Raw genomic sequence first — 17,269 nt, forward strand, 5'->3', positions numbered from 1 at the left:
TTTCCAACCTGAAGGTGTCGCGTGTGTAGAAGTGGGCGTTCTGTAATACGCTGTTGCTCTCTCTTTCAGGCTACCGACGAACAGACCGATGACTTTTTTCAAGCAGCTTACAGCGTGACTCGGTTCTATGACGCGCGCGGCAATATCTATGGGGTAGTCAGCCCCGATTATTTACGTCGCCGGGGTGTTGACCTGCCCGATGGCGCCGACCTCGCCGCGAGTGCGCGCCAGGCATGGAGCGCATCGGCCATTGCTGCCGAATGCGGGTGGGGAGCGGTGTCGCCGGCGCCCGGTGCCAAGGCTCATCGCTGCGACGGGTTGCTGGTTGGGCCGTTTCAGGCTGCGCCACCTTTCGATCTATTGATCGTCAATACTGACGGTAGCCTCGCCGAGCGCAGTGGCAACGGGTTAACCATCTTTGCCCAGGCATTGACCGACCAAGGCGTTATGTCAGAAGGCTGCGAGTTGCGGGTGCATCACGATAAAGCGGATGCAGTTTCACCGGTGGTCACGCGGGTGGAGCCTGCGGTGTACCAGCAGGTCGAGGGCTTTTGGCTGGACCTGGGGCAACCGGGTTTCGGCCCATCGGCAGCCGGTGCGGGAGTGGATAGCGGTGTGGCGCAGCAGGGTGAGTTCAGTCACGTGGCCGCGTTGGCGGCGATAGACCCGCAATGGGATAGAAGCCAGTTCGTGCGGGTGGGCAATCCCCATTGCGTAACACTTGTCGAGCAGATGGCGGCATTGCCCACCTATCTCGCCATGCATCAATTGGCACTGTTTGAGCGATTGCAAGCGATCGCCTTCGCTCCGCCTGTGGGCAGCGGTCGTCCCTGTGTCGCGGGGGTCAATTTGCAATGGGCCGCGCGTGCTTCGGGTAATCAGGTAATCGCGCGGGTGTTCGAGCGCGGCGAAGGGCCTACTGCGTCTTCGGGTACCAGCGCCAGCGCGGTGGCCTGTGCGGCATGGCGAGCAGGTTGGGTCGGCGCCGGGGAGGTGGCGGTGGTGATGCCGGGCGGCACGGCGCCAGTACGTTTGCGGGTTGAAGCTGAAACGTTGTCGAGCGTCAGTCTTTTCGGGACCGCGCATTCACTGGCGTAAGCAATTGCCATGGTGATGTGGGTCAGCTATTTCCTTAATGGATAGTTCTATTTGGAAGTGTCGAAGTAAGAATTTTCTTATTGTTGATAATTTGTTTGTTAAACGAATTTCTTATTTTGTAAAAGACACTTCCAACCTTGTCGTACGAAACTTCTTTTTTATTTTCCAAGGGCCGAATTTTCCCTGAGATCGCTAAGCTTCAAGGCGTTCAGGCGCTTTTTCTCGGCCAGTATTCGGCAGTCAACGAGGAGAGCTTTTAATCAGCGAGTTATGGATTGGCGGGTAACAACGGATGGTTGATGCGTTTGTTTCGTCACGTTTCAAATTAATGATCCAAGGCGTCACTGCCCACTTGCAGGTACTCGCTTTCAACGGCAGTGAGTGTCTTGATCAACCGTATTTCATCCAGGTGCAATTCGTCAGCGAAAGCCCTGACCTGGATCTGGAGGCGTTGCTTCATCAGCCGGTCTATCTGTACCTGGGCGAAACGGAGCAAGGCCTGCACGGGTTGGTCTATACCATCGGCCGCGATGCTCCGGGTGCCCGGCTCACCCGTTATCACCTTACCCTCGCGCCCCGCCTGGCCTGCCTTGCCCATCGCCGCGACCAGCGGGTTTTCCAGCAGCGTAGCGTGCCGCAGATGATTGCCAGCGTTCTTGAACAGCACGGCATCCTGGCAGATGCCTACGCCTTCGAGCTCGGCCCGGTGGTTTATCCGCTTCGGCTCTTTTGCGTGCAGTATGCGGAAACGGACCTGCACTTCATCCAGCGCTTGTGCGAGGAGGAGGGTATCCATTACCACTTCCGCCATAGTGTCGACGGTCATCTGCTGGTGTTCGGGGATGATCAAACCGTGTTTCAGCGCCTGCCGTTGCAGCGATACTGCTCGACGATCGATCCGCTGGCCGCAACGAAGGGTATTCACCGCTTCGATGTACGCCTGCAAACCCGCAGCCGGCGAACGGTGCGCCGCGACCATGACTTCGAACACCCGTCGCTGCGGTTGCAGGATACCGCCGGCGGTGTACCGGACGCGGCGCTTGAAGACTACCGTTATCCAGCCGGTTTCACCGGCCATGCACGGGGGGCGCAACTGGCGCGTCGCAGCCTGGAGCGACATCAATCCGACCGCCATTGTGCGTCAGGCAAGAGCGACCAGCCCCTGTTGCGCAGTGGCCATTTTCTTGAGTTGCAAGGCCATCCGGATCCGGTCTGCAACGACCTGTGGCTGATCACCTCGGTGCGTCACGAAGGCTATCAGCCGCAGGTGCTGGAGGAACTGGTAGTCGATACGGACACCTTCGTCGGGTATCGCAACCGCTTCATTGCGACCCCCTGGCGTGCGGTGCATCGACCCCCGCTCAAACATCCCAAGCCGTCCATCAACGGCAGCCAAACGGCGACTGTTACAGGGCCTGCGGATGAAGAGGTGCACTGCGATGCCTATGGTCGAGTGAAGGTGCGGTTTCATTGGGATCGCCTGGACCAGACGGATGACAAGAGCAGCTGTTGGGTAAGGGTTGCCTCCGGGTGGGCCGGTGCCGGGTTTGGCGCCATGATGATTCCACGGGTGGGCATGGAGGTGTTGGTGACCTTCCTGGAGGGCGATCCGGACCGGCCATTGATCAACGGTTGCCTGCCCAATGCGTCGCAGATGCCGGCTTATTCCCTGCCGCAGCACAAGACCCGCAGCGTGTTGCGCAGTCGCAGCGTCCCCGGGGGAGCGGGCAGCAATGAGCTGCATCTTGAAGACCGCCGTGGCGAAGAGCTGATCTACCTGCGAGCCCAGCGTGACCTGGAGCAGCAGGTGGGCCATGACAGCCGTTTGGAGGTGTCTGGTGAGCGCAGTGAAATCATCCGAGGCTTGAGCACGGTGCGTCTTGAGAGCGGAGAGCAGCGCCACATCACGGGAGACCGCAGTATTGCGCTGACGGCAAACGACCATCTGGCCGTGCAAGGCGACAGCCACACCCAGGTGACACAGGTGATGGTGATCGAAGCCGGTCAACAGATTCACCTGAAGGCGGGTGCCAGCCTTGTCATCGATGCAGGCGCGCAGTTGAGTTTCAAGGCCGGCGGCGAGCATTTGCAGATTCAGGCCGGCGGGATTTTCAGCAGCCGGCCCATCACCGTCGGTGGCGCGCCATCCGCTGCAAGGTCGGCCAGCCCAGCGTCTGTTGCGGCTACGCCTGAAGTCTCTGTTGTGCAGGGCCTCATCATGGACATGGCCCGCCAACTGGACGCGGATTTTTGCCCGATCTGCGAGCGTTGTCGCGAAGGCCAATGCGATTTCGCCGGGAGAGCCGCATGATGCAAGACTTGGCTTATCAATGGATGGCGCAGCAACAACAGGCGGGGCGTCGTTTATGCCTCATGCTCGAAGCAAATAATGAGAACTGCCAGTCGCTGATGGCGGCTCGCGACCCCTCGCAGTATTGCCCGCTCTATGGGGAAACAGCGGCAGCCGGCCTGGCGAGCAGGGGCCCCGTGATCCTGATGTTGGAGCAGATAAGAGAGCCTGCGCTGGTCAACCATCTGCAAAGTCCGGAGGCAAACCGGGGATGGCTGGGCAGTTTACCCAGCGATGACCTGGGTGTTGTGATCCGACATTGGCGTGAGCGACTGCTGGTCGGGCCAGAAGGCGAAAAGGCCCTGTACCGTTTTCACGACAACCGCACCCTGGCCCGTGCCATGGCGTATCTGCCGGCAGAACAATGGCCCATCTACTTGGGCCCGCTGACCAGCGTGTGTTACTGGCATGAAGGCCGCTGGTGCAGCCGCGACAATCCCGCGCCGGGCGAGTATGCGGTCCCCGATCCCGCGCCCTGGTTGCAGGCGCCCAACCCTCAGACCGCGACCATTCTGCAGGCCAATATCCTGCGCTACCTGCTGGCCGAGCACAGTGAAGACCTGGCTGCTCTGGTGGAGTTTCATGACCCCAGGATCTGGTTGGCCCAAGTGCTGGAGCAGGCCCGTCTCTGGCAGTGGCGTTTGCCCGAGCAGCTTGAATTTCTGGTGGTGCGCCGGTTGGAGGAGGCGACGCGCGGCAGTGTCGTTCGCTGGCAGCCGTTAGAGGGGGAGGCACCGGGACAGCATTTTGAGCGTGTGCTGGAGCAGTGGCGCAAGGAGGCGGTCAAGGATGAGTAGGTGGATGGGACGTGCATTGCTGGCTGTTGGAATGATGTGGCTTACGGGGTGTGCGGGGAAGGCGACGGATAGCTTTACGCTGGAAGTGGATTTGCCGGCCGAGTTTGAACTTAAAACGGCGGCTAATTACCGACCTGCACCAGGTGAAATCTGCACGCTGCCGCGGCGTCGGGGCAAGAGGCCCGAAAGGAAAGTCTTTTTTACCGACTACAAGCCTTCAGCGAGCCGGGTGAGTTATGAGTTGCCGTTGAGTGAAAGAGTGGAAGGATGTCCTTTGGTATTGGCGAGTGTGGAATTCAACTTCAATGCCAAATGGGGCACGCGGAACGCAGATTTCGGAGGGGATTATGCCCACATTGCCTTTAGGGATCGCCTGGAGACACCCGGGATGCCGGCATCAGGGGTTCAGCAGTTAAAGGGGGTGTGTCAGTGGTGGTTTCGAACGATAGGTCCTGCTCACGGAATCAGGAAGATTCTGCAGTGCCGTTCGATAGACGCTACGGGGCAACTGCAAAACGCGCGACCAGGAGGCGTCGCGCAACGCGATCAGTTGCCAGGGAAAACACTCAGGATGGAGTTGACTGTGACCGATGAGGAACAGCCTGCTTTTGACAATAAATGGGTAGCTGTTCCAGGCGGATGGAAGCGTTGCCGAGGCAAGAGTTTCGAAGATATGTACGCTTTCTGCAACGGCGATACGACCCACTTCAAACCTATAAAAATGCCGGATGGTCGCATTTGTGATGTTTACCCGTCGTGTAATTAATAAGGAGAAAATTCATGAATCAGGACGCACGGAAGCAATCTTTTTTCAGTGATATTAAACCGGCCTGTGCATTGCGAGGACACTGGGTAAGTTTTTGTCTAGTTGATGAACTCGGTGTGGGGACGACTTATGGCGGCCTGCGGTACACCGTCCACGACAGTACCGGGCAACGATACGAAGGTAGATTAAACGAAGAAGGTTTCGCGAAGCTGCAGAATATTTATTGCGGGCCAGTTGTGCTTTTCTTCGACGATCCCTATTCGGGAGTAGAGCAGCTGTACCAGGAGTTGATGGTCCGACGTACGTATGCGCTCCCTATCACGGAACTTCAATTTCGCGCTGAACAAACGCGGTTTTCCAACACTCATGGCCAGCGAACCGAGAATAATCCTGTACGGCAGAAAGCCGACCGGTTCTATCAAGTCGAAGTCCGTGACTTAGTCCGGCATGCCGCCCATTTGCCGCCGATAGAACCACGCGCCCACCGCCCAAAAAGCCATGCTTTGAAAATGATGGCGGAACTTGGATTTGGCCCGCCCGAGCCAACCTTGGCGGGTATTGTATTGTTCCCCAACTACCACACAGCTCTTGAAGTGCGGCCACTGCGGGCGTTACGCCCAATGTTATCCACGCAAGACAGCTTCTGCGCCCTGAACCTGTATCAGTTGGCATTGTTTGCTGCGATGAGCTACTGCGATTTCGGCCAGGAGCCACCCATAAACCCTTTGGATAAGGTCGGCTTCCCGCAGGACCCCAGCGTTGGAAATCTGTTCGCCGAGCAGCTGTCAGGGTATCACGAAGCCTGGCGGATCGATCCGAAGCAAGAGCAGCGCTTTTATCCGCTGTATGAAGAAGTCCCTTATTCAAGACGCTTTGAAATCCTGCCCTTCGATCCCGAGTTGTACCCGCAAAATCGCCCGGAACTGAAAGAGGAGCAGGAGCACCCTGCGCGCTTGCACTTTTTCGATGACGAAAAAGACGGTACCGACACCCAGGCTTTTATCACTCACCACGAGGAGGTGGTCCTGATATCTGTGCGAGGCACATTCAGCAGAGCCGACGCGCTGCGCGATGCAAATGCCCACCAAGTGGCTTTCGCTGACGGTGTCGGCAAGGCGCATGAAGGTTTTTATCAGGCATACCGAGCGATGCGCAGTTTCGTGACGCAATACCTTGACCAATTCTACATGGGGCAGCGAATTGTCATCTGCGGCCACAGCCTCGGCGGGGCGATTGCCTTGCTACTCGCTGAAGGGCTGCGGCGCATCCCGGACGCCAACTACAACATCCTGCTCTACACCTACGGTGCGCCCCGCGCCGCCGATTCCGAATTTACCGCAGGCGCCCGCGCCCTGGTCCATCACCGAATCGTCAACCACAATGATCCCGTCCCCAGTGTGCCGGCGCCGTGGATGAACACCACTGCCAAACTCTGGGTGCCAGGCGCCGTCACATTATTCAGTGCCCCCACCGCCGGCGGCTTGTTGTTTGCCGCTGGCCTGGTACGCGTCGGTGGGAGTGCCTACCAGCACCATGGTGAACAGCAGCACTTCATGCCGATTAGACTTGCCGATGGCACACACGCTTCGGTGTTGTGGAAACCTGGCTGTGAGTCGATCCAGGAGGCTGGTTGTAATCGAGCGCTGCAGTTACACGGCGACATGCCCGACCGCGACAACCTTTTGCGGCAACTGTTCCAGGCCAACCAGCACTTCATGACCGCCAGCTATATTCCCGCAGCCTGGGCGACATTGCGGCGCTGGCAGCAAACCCTGGAGAGCCAGGAGCCTCTGGTGACCGCGAGGGAGTTCGAGCTGGTGGATAGCGCGCTCGCAGACATGCGCGAGCAGTTAAGGACCAAACGCCGCGACCTTGCCCGTTCGCGCCCGGCCAATGACCGTAGCCATGAGCACAACGACGCCTTGAACGCCGAGATCGACCGTTTGCACACCGGTCGCGAGCGCCTGGCCAGCCTGCGCTGGCGCCGCCTCGATGCGCGCGATGTGTACGGTAGCCATGCCCACAGTTCCAATCTGCAACTGGGTCTCAAACGCTGGTTCACTCACCGGGAAAACCGCGCCTTGTCCCAGGTGGCCAGTGTTCCGTCACCCCTCCACAGCGACCGGGGAAAAGCGCAAATACTGGACATCGACGCGATCGTCTAGCTCAGTGCATTACACAAACTCCACCTGCGCCGGCTGACGTTTCATCAGCACCTTGCCGTTGCGGATCGAATACAACGGCAGGCCCTGGCTGCGAATCACCTCATAATCACTGTCTGCAGAGAGGACCAACAGGTTGGCCGGTCGACCGGGTTCCAGGCCGTACCGGTCGCCGAGGGCCATGGCCTTGGCGCTGTTGTCGGTGACCAGGTCCAGGGCGTTCTGCAGGTTGCGGTAGCCGAGCATATGGCAGATGTGCAAACCGGCTTCCAATACGCGCAGGATGTTGCCGTTGCCCAACGGGTACCAGGGGTCGACGATGGAGTCCTGGCCGAAACACACGTTCATGCCGGCTTCGAGCAGTTCGTTGACGCGTGTGACGCCCCGGCGTTTGGGGAAGCTGTCAAAGCGGCCTTGCAAGTGGATACTTTCGGTGGGGCAGGAGACGAAGCTGATGCCGGAGTGACCCAGCAGGCGAAACAGTTTGGCGCAGTAGGCGTTGTCGTAGGAGCCCATGGCGGTGGTGTGGCTGGCGGTGACGCGAGCACCCATGTCGCGGCTGCGTGCTTGCTCGGCCAGCACTTCGAGAAAGCGTGAGTGCGGGTCGTCGGTTTCGTCGCAGTGGACATCCACCAGGCAGCCGGTGCGTTCGGCCAGGTCCATGAGGAACTTCACCGAACTCACCCCTTGATCGCGGGTGTACTCGAAGTGGGGGATGCCGCCGATGACGTCGGCGCCCAGGCGAATGGCTTCTTCCATCAACTCACGGCCATTGCGGAAAGACTCGATGCCTTCCTGGGGAAAGGCAACGATTTGCAGGTCGATCAGGTGCGAGCTTTCTTCGCGCACTTGCAGCATGGCTTTGAGCGCGGTGAGGTCCGGGTCGGTCACGTCGACGTGGGTGCGCACATGCTGGATACCGTGGGCGGCGAGGGCCTGGATGGTTTTTTTGGCGCGGGTTTTGGTGTCTTCCTCCGTGATGGTGGCTTTGCGTTCCCCCCAGCACTCGATGCCTTCGAACAGGGTGCCGCTCATGTTCCAGCGTGGTTCGCCGGCCGTGAGGGTGGCGTCCAGGTGAATGTGCGGTTCGACGAAGGGTGGGATCACCAGATTGCCGGCGGCATCCAGGTCGCCGGTCATTAAGGTCGGTATGCTTGTTTGTGCAGTGATGCTGGCGATCCGGCCATGTTCCAGGTGCAGATCATGCAGGCCTTCACGGTTGCGCAGGCGGGCATTGATGATGTGCATGGGCAAGTTCCTCTTGGCTAAATTCAATCAGGCGGCCGTCAGGTTACCATTGGCAGTGGTCAGGCTCATGCCGGGGCGTCGGCCAGAGGTTCGCGCACGCGCAGTAAAGCGATGAGCAGCATGTAGGTGAGCGACGCGGCAGCGATCCCCACCAGCGGTGCAACCCAGGGTGAGTTGAACGCCAACAGCGTGCCCACCGCGTACGCCGCCAGCCCGGGCCAATTGAACGCGGGCAGGCGGGCATCCGCCAGGCGTGGGTATTGGCCGCGATAACGGTAGAAGAAGTCCGCCATGATCACCCCGCCAATCGGCGGGATCACCGTGCCCAACAGAATCAGGTACGGCACGAGCATGTCGTACATGCCCAGCAAGGCGAGCAGGGTGCCGATCACTGCACCGGCCAGGGTCACGGTTTTGCGCCGCCGGGTGCGCAGCAGGTTGCAGCCGGCGACGGCGAAGTTGTAGATGGTGTTGTCCTGAGTGCTCCAGATATTGAGCAGCAGCATGGCCATCGCCGCCATGGCGAAACCCTGCAGCAGCAAGACTTCCACTACGTCAGGCTGCTGATAAACGATTGCGCCGTAGGCTCCGATCAACACCATCAGGCCGTTGCCGATAAAAAAGCCGATCAGGCTGGCCAGTACCGCGACCTTGGCCGAGCGAGAAAACCGCGTCCAGTTGGTGGCCTGGGTTGCGCCGCTGACAAAGGTGCCGAACACCAGGGTGATCGCCGTGGACAGGTCCAGCTCAGCGGTCGGCACCACCGCCAGCAGGCCGTCCAGCCCGCCAACCTTTACGGTTGCGACCCACATCGACAGCACCAGCAGAATGCCCATGGCGGGCACCGCGATGTAAGACAGGATTTCCAGCCCGCGATACCCCACGTATGCCGTGGCACAGAACACCAGGCCAAACACCACCATCAATGCCAATACGCTGCCCTGGCTCAATTCAAAATACTTGCCCAGCACCACGGCGGCCGTGGCGGTGCCCCAGGCATACCAGCCGATCTGGGTGAACCCGAGGATCAGGTCACTGAGCTTGCTGCCGATTTCACCGAAGCAGAAACGCCCCATCAATACCGAGTTCAAACCGCTCCTGAAGGCGATGTAGCCCAGGCCCGCGGCGTAGATACCCAGCAGCAGGTTACCCAGGGCCACAACGCCGAGCATGTCGATAAAGCTGAAGGCCACCCCCAGCTTGCCGCCGGCAAACATGGTCGCCGTAAAAAATGTGAACCCCAGCAGCACCATGGCCGTGGAGGCCAGGCCCTTGCGCGCATGCAGGGGCACTTCGCTGAGCGGGTAATCGTTACCGGATTCTTGCTGGGTCATGTGCCTTGCTCCCTGGATAATGACGCAGGCCTGTTGCACCGTGCGTGCCAAAACGGCGGCGCGGATGCATGCGCCCTGGGGCGCCCGGTAGTTATAGCCAATGGCAGGGAAGTCGTCGGCGCAAGGGGAACTGCTGGCCCATCAAGCGCGAAAGCGGTGCAGCCGTGATACAAATCGGATCAGTCGAGGGCAGGCATAAAAAAACCACCCGCAGGTGGTTTTTTCAACAGTCCAGGACTTACTCGCCGCGATAGATACATCCGCTGGTGCACGTCTCATGGATGCGAATCGCGCTGAGTTCCGGCAGCAAGGGTTTCAATTCAGTCCAGATCCACTTGGCCAGCACTTCGCTGGTGGGGTTTTCCAGGCCGGGGATGTCGTTGAGGTAGTTGTGGTCGAGACGCTCGTAGAGCGGCTTGAAAATCGCCTTGATTTCCGAGAAGTCGCGAATCCAGCCGGTATGGGGATCCAGGTCGCCGCTCAAGTGGATCGCCACCTTGAACGAATGCCCGTGCAGGCGTCCGCATTTATGGCCGTCGGGGACGTGGGGCAGGCGGTGGGCGGATTCGAACGTAAACTCTTTGAAGATTTCCACGGTATTTTCAGCTCGGTCAGGTATCTGGCAGGCGGCGAGTTTAACAGCTTGACCCGTCGCCGCGCATACCGCTGGGTCAAAGTGCTTGCAAACGCTCGCCCAGTCCACCGTTGTCCGCCAGCTGCAGAAACTCGTCGCCCAACCGCCGACTCTCGCTCATTGCCGTCTGCCAGTATTTGTTGCGACTTTTGTCGTCGCCCATGAAGCGCTTGAAGTCGCTACGGTCCGGCAATTTGCCGTGAGGCAGGCGGGCCAGGTAGTCCCTGGACGGTGCCAGCAGCAAGACATCCTGCAAACCCTGTGGATTGCTACGCCGCCATGGCAGGCCTTTGTCGAACCAGCCCGGAATGACCCGGTCGGTAAAGTGCGGGTACAACACGATATCGTCGCCGCAGTAGGGCAGGTCGAGGTGGTAGTCCAACAAGCCGCCGTCGCGGTAGGTTCCGGCGCCTGCACCAGGCAGGTCGCGTACGCCCTGCATCACCATGGGAATCGAGCCGGACGCCAGCAGCGCCTGGCGCAGGTTGCTCATTTCCAGTGCAAGGAAGCGCGACGGAAAATCCTTCAGCGGGTGCACCGGGGGCGCCTGGCGGGGGTCGTGGACGATCAGGCGTTCGAAATGCCGCGACAACCGCGCGCGGCCGCGCAGGTTATCGGCGATCACCGAGGACAGGCCCAGGCCCAGCCGGCCTCGGTGGTCATCGGCGAGCAGGCCATGGCTTTTCACCACCATGATGTTCAGGCGATAGTCGGGGTTGTCCAGCACCTGTGCATCGCGGCCGGCCAGCAGGTCGTCGAGCATGCGCTCACAGCTCTGGCTGACTTCGGTCATGGTCACGCCTTTGGCAAAACGCTGCTCGTTATACAGGCGGCCCAGGTCGAGCAAGCCTTGCACCGGGTCGGGCAGGCAAGCGCTGGCAAATCGCCAGGAACCGATGGACGCACCGATCAGCGCGCGCTCCCGAGGCGCACGCGCCAGCCAGTCGCCGAACAGCGCCAGGTCAAGGCCCTGAATGCCCAGGGCCTTGGGGCCGCCGGCCGCGCCGGGAAGGATGCCAACGTCAGCAGGCGCAAGGCCTTGCTCGCGAATACGAGTGAAGGCGCGCGTGCCGGCCTTGAGCGTCAGCGCGGGGAATTTGATGTGAATGGCGGTCATACACGTCTCGGGCAGGGGCGAGGGTGCTCGCGAAAAACGTTAACGATAACGGTTGTATCCAGAGTAAACAGTATGGCGTGGGAGATCGAAGCGAAATTGCCATGGTGGCAATTCAGTTTCAGTTAAGTTGCCGCGCGTACCGTGATCAGGTGTAGGAAAAACATCCTGAAACGGAGACTCATCATGAAGCGCCTTACAGCGCTGGTCGCCGCCGGTATCATTGCATCCTCGATCACGCAGGGCTGGGCAATGGACCCCGACAAACCGCTGAAATTGCCTGGCACTGTTACCATTGTCGCCTTCGATCAGCTTGAAGCCACGGCCCTGGCCTTGCATCCGGGTTCCACCTTGCTGGGCACTGACCTGGACGAGGAGTACGGCAAGTACGTCTACCAGGTCGAACTGGAAGATGCCCATGGCCTTGAGTGGGACGTTGAATTGGATGCGCTCACCGGGCACGTTCTCAAGAATCATCAGGACACGTAATGACGCTATATCGACGCGCCGGTAGTTTGGTGCTGCTGGCGCTCCTGGCCTTTTGCTCAAGCCTGGCCGCTCGCGACCTCAATCAGGATGAAGCCTTGGCGCTGCGCCAGCAGGGGGTGATCCTGCCGCTGGAGGACCTGTTGCATACGGCCATGTCACGCTACCCTGGAGCCCGGCTGCTGGAGGCGGAGCTGGAGAAAAAGCACGGTGAATATGCCTATGAAGTGGAACTGGTGACCACCGAAGGCGTAGTGCGCGAAATCAAGCTCGACGCAACCAACGGTACATTGATCAAAGATAAGGAAGACTGATGCGCCTGCTCCTGGTGGAAGACAACGTCCCGCTGGCCGATGAGCTGCTGGCCGGCCTGCAGCGCCAAGGCTACGCGGTCGACTGGCTGGCCGATGGGCGCGATGCGGCGTACCAGGGGCGCAGCGAACCCTATGACCTGATTATCCTCGACCTTGGCCTGCCGGGTTTGCCGGGGCTGGAGGTGCTGGCGCAATGGCGCGCGGCAGCCCTGGCCACGCCGGTGCTGGTGCTGACGGCGCGTGATTCCTGGGCCGAACGTATCGAGGGGCTCAAGGCCGGCGCCGATGATTACCTGAGCAAGCCGTTTCACCCCGAAGAACTGCACCTGCGCATTCAGGCGCTGTTACGAAGGTCTCACGGGCATGCCAACCAACCGACCCTGCAAGCCGCCGGCCTGCACCTGGACGAAGGCCGCCAGTGCGTGCTGCGCGACGGTGAAGAGATCCAGCTCACGGCAGCCGAGTTCCGCCTGTTGCGTTATTTCATGCTGCACCCCGAACAGATCCTGTCGAAAAGCCATCTGGCCGAGCATCTTTATGACGGCGAGACCGAGCGCGACTCCAACGTGCTGGAAGTCCACGTCAATCATCTGCGCCGCAAGCTGGGGCGCAGCGTGATCGAAACCCGGCGTGGCCAGGGCTACCGGTTTGGCGCCAGCCCTGCATGAAATCGATCCAGCGGCGCTTGAGCCTGGGGTTGATCAGCGTGCTGGTGATCGTCGGCGTGGTGCTGGCGCAAACCAGCCTGTGGCTGTTCGAAGCCGGTTTGCAGCGTTATCTGGAGGCCGGCCTGCGCAACGACAGCGAAAACCTGCTGGTGGCGCTGGTGCGTGGGCCCAACGGCGTACAGTTGGATGAGCATCGCCTGTCGCCCGCCTATCAACGCCCCTTCTCGGGGCATTACTTCCGCATCGATTTTGCCGACACTCACTGGCGCTCCCGCTCCTTGTGGGACCAGGAACTGCCGACGCTCCCCGAGGCCGGGATCAAGGGCAATCTGCAACTGGGGCCTGAAGGCCAGAAACTGCTGGTATTGCGCTCCGACTACAAACGCTTCGGCCTGCCGATCTCCATCAGCGTGGCGCAGGACTACACGCCGGTACGGGAAAGCTTTCGCCTGATGCGCCAGATCGGCCTGGTACTGGGGCTGGCGGCATTGCTGGTGGTGCTGGTATTGCAACGGATCACCGTGCGCCGCGCCTTGCGCCCGTTGGAAACTGCGCGCAATCAGATTGCTCAGTTGCAACAGGGCCAGCGTTCGCAACTGGACACCCAGGTGCCGCTGGAGCTGGAGCCGCTGGTGGCGCAGATCAACCATTTGCTGGCACACACCGAAGACAGCCTCAAGCGCTCGCGCAATGCCCTGGGCAACCTGGGGCACGCGCTGAAAACCCCATTGGCGGTGATGTTGAGTGCGGCGTCGAGCGAGGCACTCAGGGATCAGCCGCAGTTGAGCAAGTTGTTGCGCGATCAGCTTGAGCAGGTGCAGCAGCGCCTCAACCGCGAGCTCAATCGCGCGCGCCTGGCTGGCGAAACTCTGCCGGGGGCGTTGTTCGACTGTGAAAAAGAACTGCCGGGGCTGTTGGCTACCCTGAACATGATCCACGGCGAACACCTGGACCTGCGCTACCACGTCGCCCCCGGCCTGCAACTGCCCTGGGACCGTGAAGATTTGCTCGAGTTGCTCGGCAACCTGCTGGACAACGCCTGCAAATGGGCGGATGCCGAAGTACGACTGAGCGTGAGTGAGACGCCGCACAGCTACCTGCTGGCCGTCGAAGACGATGGCCCCGGCATTCCCGAGACCCAGCGTGACCAAGTGTTCAGCCGTGGCGCACGCCTGGATGAGCAGGTCGACGGCCACGGTCTGGGGCTGGGCATCGTGCGCGATATCGTCGAGGTGTGGGGCGGGACGTTGCAGTTGCAGGAAAGCGAGTTGGGCGGGCTCAAAGCGTTGATCGAATTGCCCAGGCGGTAGTGCCGATTTAAAAATGTGGGAGGGGGCTTGCCCCCGATGGCCATAGGTATCTACACAACTTTTGTAGCATCAGCCTACGGTAACCACGATGCGAAGCGAGCCGCTCTTGATCTTGCTTTCGATCTAGGCGCCCCGTTAAACCACGCTGGCCGGAATTCGATAGTGATTTGGGGGGTAAACCGGCAGGGATGCCGGTTTAGCCGCCCCGCGCCATGGATGGCGCGTGGCGGCGGCCCCCCAAATCACTATCGGATTACGGGCACACCGAGCCTAGGCGAGGTGCCGAGTGGTGGGGCAAGAGCGTTTTGCTTACTTTTGCGCTTTTCAAAAGTGAGACGCCGTAAGGGCGGAACCCTAAGCCGCCGTTACCGCAGCAACGGATATGTACTCGCCTTGATCCAACATCTTGGTCGGCTGTCAGGCCGCTATCGGGGGCAAGCCCCCTCCCACATTTGGATCGCGCGGCATCAGTCAGATAGCTATAGGCCGCCAAGTCGCCACGGGCGCAAGCTCCCTCGTCACAGGTTCAGGGCCGTGCCAAAGTTGTGTAGATACCTATGCCCCGATGAGGGAGTGTCGTCAACACATCAGTGACTGACCCACCGCCATCGGGGGCAAGTCGAATCGTCGCACCGCCCCTCCCACATTGGATCTGCGTCAGGATAAGAGTGGTTACACCCTGAACTGATCCATCAACCCCTGCTGCTGATTCGCCAGGCTGTTCAACGCCCGGCTCACCCGCGCCGATTCATTGGCCTGTTCCGACAGCGACTCAGTCACATCCCGAATCGTCGCCACGTTGTGGTTGATCTCTTCGGCCACCGCGCTTTGCTCTTCGGCGGCGCTGGCGATTTGCAGGTTCATGTCGCTGATCACGGTCACGGCGTCACCGATCTGGCGTAGCGCGGTGACGGCCTGGCCGACCTGCTCGACGCTGCCTTGGGCCTGGCGGTAGCTGTTGCCCATGGCACCGACCACTTCCTCGGTGCCGCTTTGCAATTGTTCGATCACCACGCGGGTTTCTTCCACCGACTCCTGGGTACGCCGTGCCAGGTTGCGCACTTCGTCGGCCACCACGGCAAAGCCACGGCCAGCCTCACCGGCGCGGGCTGCCTCGATGGCGGCATTGAGCGCCAGCAGGTTGGTCTGCTCGGCGATGCCGCGAATCACTTCCAGGACCGAGCCGATTTTTTCGCTGCTGCTGGCCAGGCCTTCAACCTGCGCCATGGCCGTGCTCATGTCAGCGGCCAGCAAGCCGATGTTGCTGGTGGTCTGATCGATCACGGTCAGGCCATCGCGGGTCGATTGATCGGCATCGCGGGCGGCTTGCGCTGCCTGGGCTGCGCTGCGGGCGACGTCCTGGGCGGTGGCGCTCATTTCGTGGGAGGCGGTGGCCACCTGGTCAACCTGGCGATACTGCTGCTCCATGCCGGCACTGGTTTCGCTGGCAATCGCGGCGGATCGGTCGGCCGTGCCACGGGCGTCCTGCACCGAGCGTTTGACCTCGGCGATGATCGGCTGCAGCTTGTCGAGGAAACGGTTGAACCAGCCCGCCAGTTGGCCCAGCTCGTCCTGTTTGTCGTAAGCCAGGCGGCGGGTCAGGTCGCCTTCGCCGCTGGCGATGTCCTCGAGCATGTGCGCCACGCCGAGGATCGGCCGGGTCACGCTACGCGCCATCAACCACACCAGGATCAGACCGACCACGGCGGCCAGCAGGCCCAGCCCGAGTTCCAGCAGGGTGCCCTGGGTATTGTCGGCATCCAACTGGGCCTTGAGCGCCTCGGCCGGCGCCACCAGAACTTTTTTCGGCACGTCCAGCAACACGCCCCACGGCCTGCCGCCGGGGATCGGGGCAAAGGGCGCCAGCACTTTGAGTTGCTGATCGCTACGCAGGCTGCGGGTCTGTGTGCTGCTGGCCAGGGCAGTGATCAACTCTGCGCCGTTGGTCGTGTCGACCTGGTCCAGGCGCTGGCTGAGCTTGCTGGCGTCCGGGCTGTAGCCGGCGAGCAAGCCGGTGGGGCTGAGGATGCTGACGTGGGTCTGGCCGTCGTACAGTTTCTGGCTGGCCTGTTGGCTCACGGCCTGCAGGCTGTTGAGGTTGATGTCCACCGACAACGAGGCAATGACCTTGCCGTTGACGATCAGCGGGAAGACGATACTGGTCATCAGCACGTTCTGCCCGTCGATCACATAAAAGTAAGGCTCGATCACGCAGGGCTTGAGGGTGGTGCGCGGGCAGGTGAACCAGGCGTTGGCTTTTTCGCCGCTGGGGCCGACGGAGGTGTCGCTCATGTCGCTTTCGGGCAGCGCCATGGAGGTGATTTTGCCGGGCGTCGGCTGCGACCAGTACAGCGCGAAGCGGCCGGTGTCGTTACTGCCCAGTTCCGCCTGGTTGGCGAACAACTCATCCTTGCCGTCCAGCGCATTGGCTTCGAACACCAGGGACAAGCCGAGCAGGTCGGGGTTGGCCTGGAGCGCGGCCCTGACCTGACGGGTCAGGTCTTCGCGGGTGTCGAAGGCGTCGAGAAAGCGTTTTTCCGCCTGCTCGCGCAAAAACAGCACCTGGCGGGAAAACCCATGGCCGTACTGGTAGGCATCCATGAACTGCTGGCGAATGCCCAGCGCCTGCACTTCACCTTGAGCCTCAATGCGCGCCTGGGCGGCCTCATCGAGCATCTGCATGCTGGACGCTTTTACCTGCTCGGAACTCTGCGCCATGCGATACAGCGACAGACCCACCAGCAGGGTCACGATCCCCAGCAGGCAGAGGCCCGCGAGCAGGGTGATTTTCCATTGAATGGAGAGCTGCCTGAGCGACATCGGGACATCCTTTACCTGAATACACATAGAAAACCGTTATCGGCTACGCTGGTTTTTTCTTTATTCAAACATTCAATTTAACCCTCAAAACGGCGTCGCTTTTTGACATGGCCGCCCGGCTGCTGCAAAGTGCGCGACCTCTAATAAGACCTCTTTGAGCCCGTACGC

At 60.7% G+C, this 17,269-nt stretch carries 14 protein-coding genes and 1 pseudogene; 9 read left to right on the top strand and 6 right to left on the bottom strand.

Annotation, left to right across the window (positions count from 1 at the left end; genetic code table 11):
- Positions 1-114 precede the first annotated feature (114 nt).
- The 5 genes from C4J91_RS09610 to C4J91_RS09630 all read left to right on the top strand — a co-directional run bounded on the left by C4J91_RS09610 (position 115) and on the right by C4J91_RS09630 (position 7,176).
- Positions 115-1,098: a diaminopimelate epimerase gene (locus C4J91_RS09610; protein ID WP_124362095.1), complete on the top strand. Its 984-nt coding sequence runs from the start codon at positions 115-117 to the stop codon at positions 1,096-1,098.
- 292 nt (positions 1,099-1,390) lie between these two features.
- Positions 1,391-3,409 carry a type VI secretion system tip protein TssI/VgrG gene (gene tssI / locus C4J91_RS09615; RefSeq protein WP_124362096.1) on the top strand — a complete coding sequence of 673 codons (2,019 nt, stop codon included), beginning with the start codon at positions 1,391-1,393 and terminating at the stop codon, positions 3,407-3,409.
- Positions 3,409-4,245, top strand: a complete 837-nt coding sequence (locus C4J91_RS09620; RefSeq protein ID WP_124365126.1) for a DUF4123 domain-containing protein — start codon at positions 3,409-3,411, stop codon at positions 4,243-4,245. Before tssI ends, C4J91_RS09620 begins: the two co-directional genes overlap by 1 nt.
- The gene (locus C4J91_RS09625; protein ID WP_124362097.1) at positions 4,238-5,011 is read left to right on the top strand and encodes a hypothetical protein; all 774 of its coding nucleotides are present in this window, start codon (positions 4,238-4,240) and stop codon (positions 5,009-5,011) included. Before C4J91_RS09620 ends, C4J91_RS09625 begins: the two co-directional genes overlap by 8 nt.
- 14 nt (positions 5,012-5,025) lie before the next feature.
- Positions 5,026-7,176: a lipase family protein gene (locus C4J91_RS09630; RefSeq protein WP_124362098.1), complete on the top strand. Its 2,151-nt coding sequence runs from the start codon at positions 5,026-5,028 to the stop codon at positions 7,174-7,176.
- Positions 7,177-7,185: 9 nt separating this feature from the next.
- Here C4J91_RS09630 and codA read toward each other — a convergent pair whose 3' ends face one another.
- From codA to C4J91_RS09650, 4 genes are all read right to left on the bottom strand, one after another.
- Positions 7,186-8,421: a cytosine deaminase gene (codA, locus tag C4J91_RS09635; protein WP_124362099.1), complete on the bottom strand. Its 1,236-nt coding sequence runs from the start codon at positions 8,419-8,421 to the stop codon at positions 7,186-7,188.
- Between the two features lie 65 nt (positions 8,422-8,486).
- Entirely contained in the window at positions 8,487-9,755 is a 1,269-nt protein-coding gene (codB, locus tag C4J91_RS09640) for a cytosine permease (protein ID WP_124362100.1), read from the bottom strand.
- A gap of 238 nt (positions 9,756-9,993) precedes the next feature.
- The gene (queD, locus tag C4J91_RS09645; protein ID WP_017736453.1) at positions 9,994-10,350 is read right to left on the bottom strand and encodes a 6-carboxytetrahydropterin synthase QueD; all 357 of its coding nucleotides are present in this window, start codon (positions 10,348-10,350) and stop codon (positions 9,994-9,996) included.
- A gap of 76 nt (positions 10,351-10,426) precedes the next feature.
- A complete protein-coding gene (locus C4J91_RS09650) occupies positions 10,427-11,506 on the bottom strand; it encodes a patatin-like phospholipase family protein (RefSeq protein ID WP_124362101.1) in 1,080 nt (359 codons plus the stop codon).
- A gap of 183 nt (positions 11,507-11,689) precedes the next feature.
- On the opposite strand from C4J91_RS09650, the gene C4J91_RS09655 reads away from it, so the two are divergent.
- Genes C4J91_RS09655 through C4J91_RS09670 form a run of 4 tightly spaced genes read left to right on the top strand, consistent with a single transcriptional unit; the run spans position 11,690 to position 14,281 of the window.
- The gene (locus C4J91_RS09655) at positions 11,690-11,992 is read left to right on the top strand and encodes a PepSY domain-containing protein (RefSeq protein WP_124362102.1); all 303 of its coding nucleotides are present in this window, start codon (positions 11,690-11,692) and stop codon (positions 11,990-11,992) included.
- Positions 11,992-12,303: a PepSY domain-containing protein gene (locus C4J91_RS09660; protein WP_124362103.1), complete on the top strand. Its 312-nt coding sequence runs from the start codon at positions 11,992-11,994 to the stop codon at positions 12,301-12,303. The genes C4J91_RS09655 and C4J91_RS09660 overlap by 1 nt, the downstream gene beginning before the upstream one ends.
- Positions 12,303-12,971: a response regulator transcription factor gene (locus tag C4J91_RS09665; protein ID WP_124362104.1), complete on the top strand. Its 669-nt coding sequence runs from the start codon at positions 12,303-12,305 to the stop codon at positions 12,969-12,971. The genes C4J91_RS09660 and C4J91_RS09665 overlap by 1 nt, the downstream gene beginning before the upstream one ends.
- The gene (locus C4J91_RS09670; protein WP_124362105.1) at positions 12,968-14,281 is read left to right on the top strand and encodes a sensor histidine kinase; all 1,314 of its coding nucleotides are present in this window, start codon (positions 12,968-12,970) and stop codon (positions 14,279-14,281) included. Before C4J91_RS09665 ends, C4J91_RS09670 begins: the two co-directional genes overlap by 4 nt.
- 672 nt (positions 14,282-14,953) lie before the next feature.
- Here C4J91_RS09670 and C4J91_RS28075 read toward each other — a convergent pair.
- Complete coding sequence (locus C4J91_RS28075; protein WP_372237494.1) at positions 14,954-15,709, bottom strand: methyl-accepting chemotaxis protein; 756 nt, start codon at positions 15,707-15,709, stop codon at positions 14,954-14,956.
- A gap of 150 nt (positions 15,710-15,859) precedes the next feature.
- Positions 15,860-17,128 (bottom strand): annotated as a pseudogene (locus tag C4J91_RS28080) (chemotaxis protein); the annotation flags it as partial.
- Between the last annotated feature and the right edge of the window lie 141 nt (positions 17,129-17,269).

The sequence above is a fragment of the Pseudomonas sp. R3-52-08 genome (assembly GCF_003851745.1).
Classification (GTDB): Bacteria; Pseudomonadota; Gammaproteobacteria; order Pseudomonadales; family Pseudomonadaceae; genus Aquipseudomonas.

What these genes read in the sequence shown, in the direction of transcription:
- C4J91_RS09655 (WP_124362102.1), top strand. Translation starts at nt 11,690, where the DNA reads ATGAAGCGCCTTACAGCGCTGGTCGCCGCCGGTATCATTGCATCCTCG.
- C4J91_RS09670 (WP_124362105.1), top strand. Translation starts at nt 12,968, where the DNA reads ATGAAATCGATCCAGCGGCGCTTGAGCCTGGGGTTGATCAGCGTGCTG.
- C4J91_RS09650 (WP_124362101.1), bottom strand. Translation starts at nt 11,506, where the DNA reads ATGACCGCCATTCACATCAAATTCCCCGCGCTGACGCTCAAGGCCGGC.
- codA (WP_124362099.1), bottom strand. Translation starts at nt 8,421, where the DNA reads ATGCACATCATCAATGCCCGCCTGCGCAACCGTGAAGGCCTGCATGAT.
- C4J91_RS28075 (WP_372237494.1), bottom strand. Translation starts at nt 15,709, where the DNA reads ATGGAGCAGCAGTATCGCCAGGTTGACCAGGTGGCCACCGCCTCCCAC.
- C4J91_RS09620 (WP_124365126.1), top strand. Translation starts at nt 3,409, where the DNA reads ATGCAAGACTTGGCTTATCAATGGATGGCGCAGCAACAACAGGCGGGG.
- tssI (WP_124362096.1), top strand. Translation starts at nt 1,391, where the DNA reads ATGGTTGATGCGTTTGTTTCGTCACGTTTCAAATTAATGATCCAAGGC.
- C4J91_RS09660 (WP_124362103.1), top strand. Translation starts at nt 11,992, where the DNA reads ATGACGCTATATCGACGCGCCGGTAGTTTGGTGCTGCTGGCGCTCCTG.
- codB (WP_124362100.1), bottom strand. Translation starts at nt 9,755, where the DNA reads ATGACCCAGCAAGAATCCGGTAACGATTACCCGCTCAGCGAAGTGCCC.
- C4J91_RS09625 (WP_124362097.1), top strand. Translation starts at nt 4,238, where the DNA reads ATGAGTAGGTGGATGGGACGTGCATTGCTGGCTGTTGGAATGATGTGG.
- C4J91_RS09665 (WP_124362104.1), top strand. Translation starts at nt 12,303, where the DNA reads ATGCGCCTGCTCCTGGTGGAAGACAACGTCCCGCTGGCCGATGAGCTG.
- C4J91_RS09630 (WP_124362098.1), top strand. Translation starts at nt 5,026, where the DNA reads ATGAATCAGGACGCACGGAAGCAATCTTTTTTCAGTGATATTAAACCG.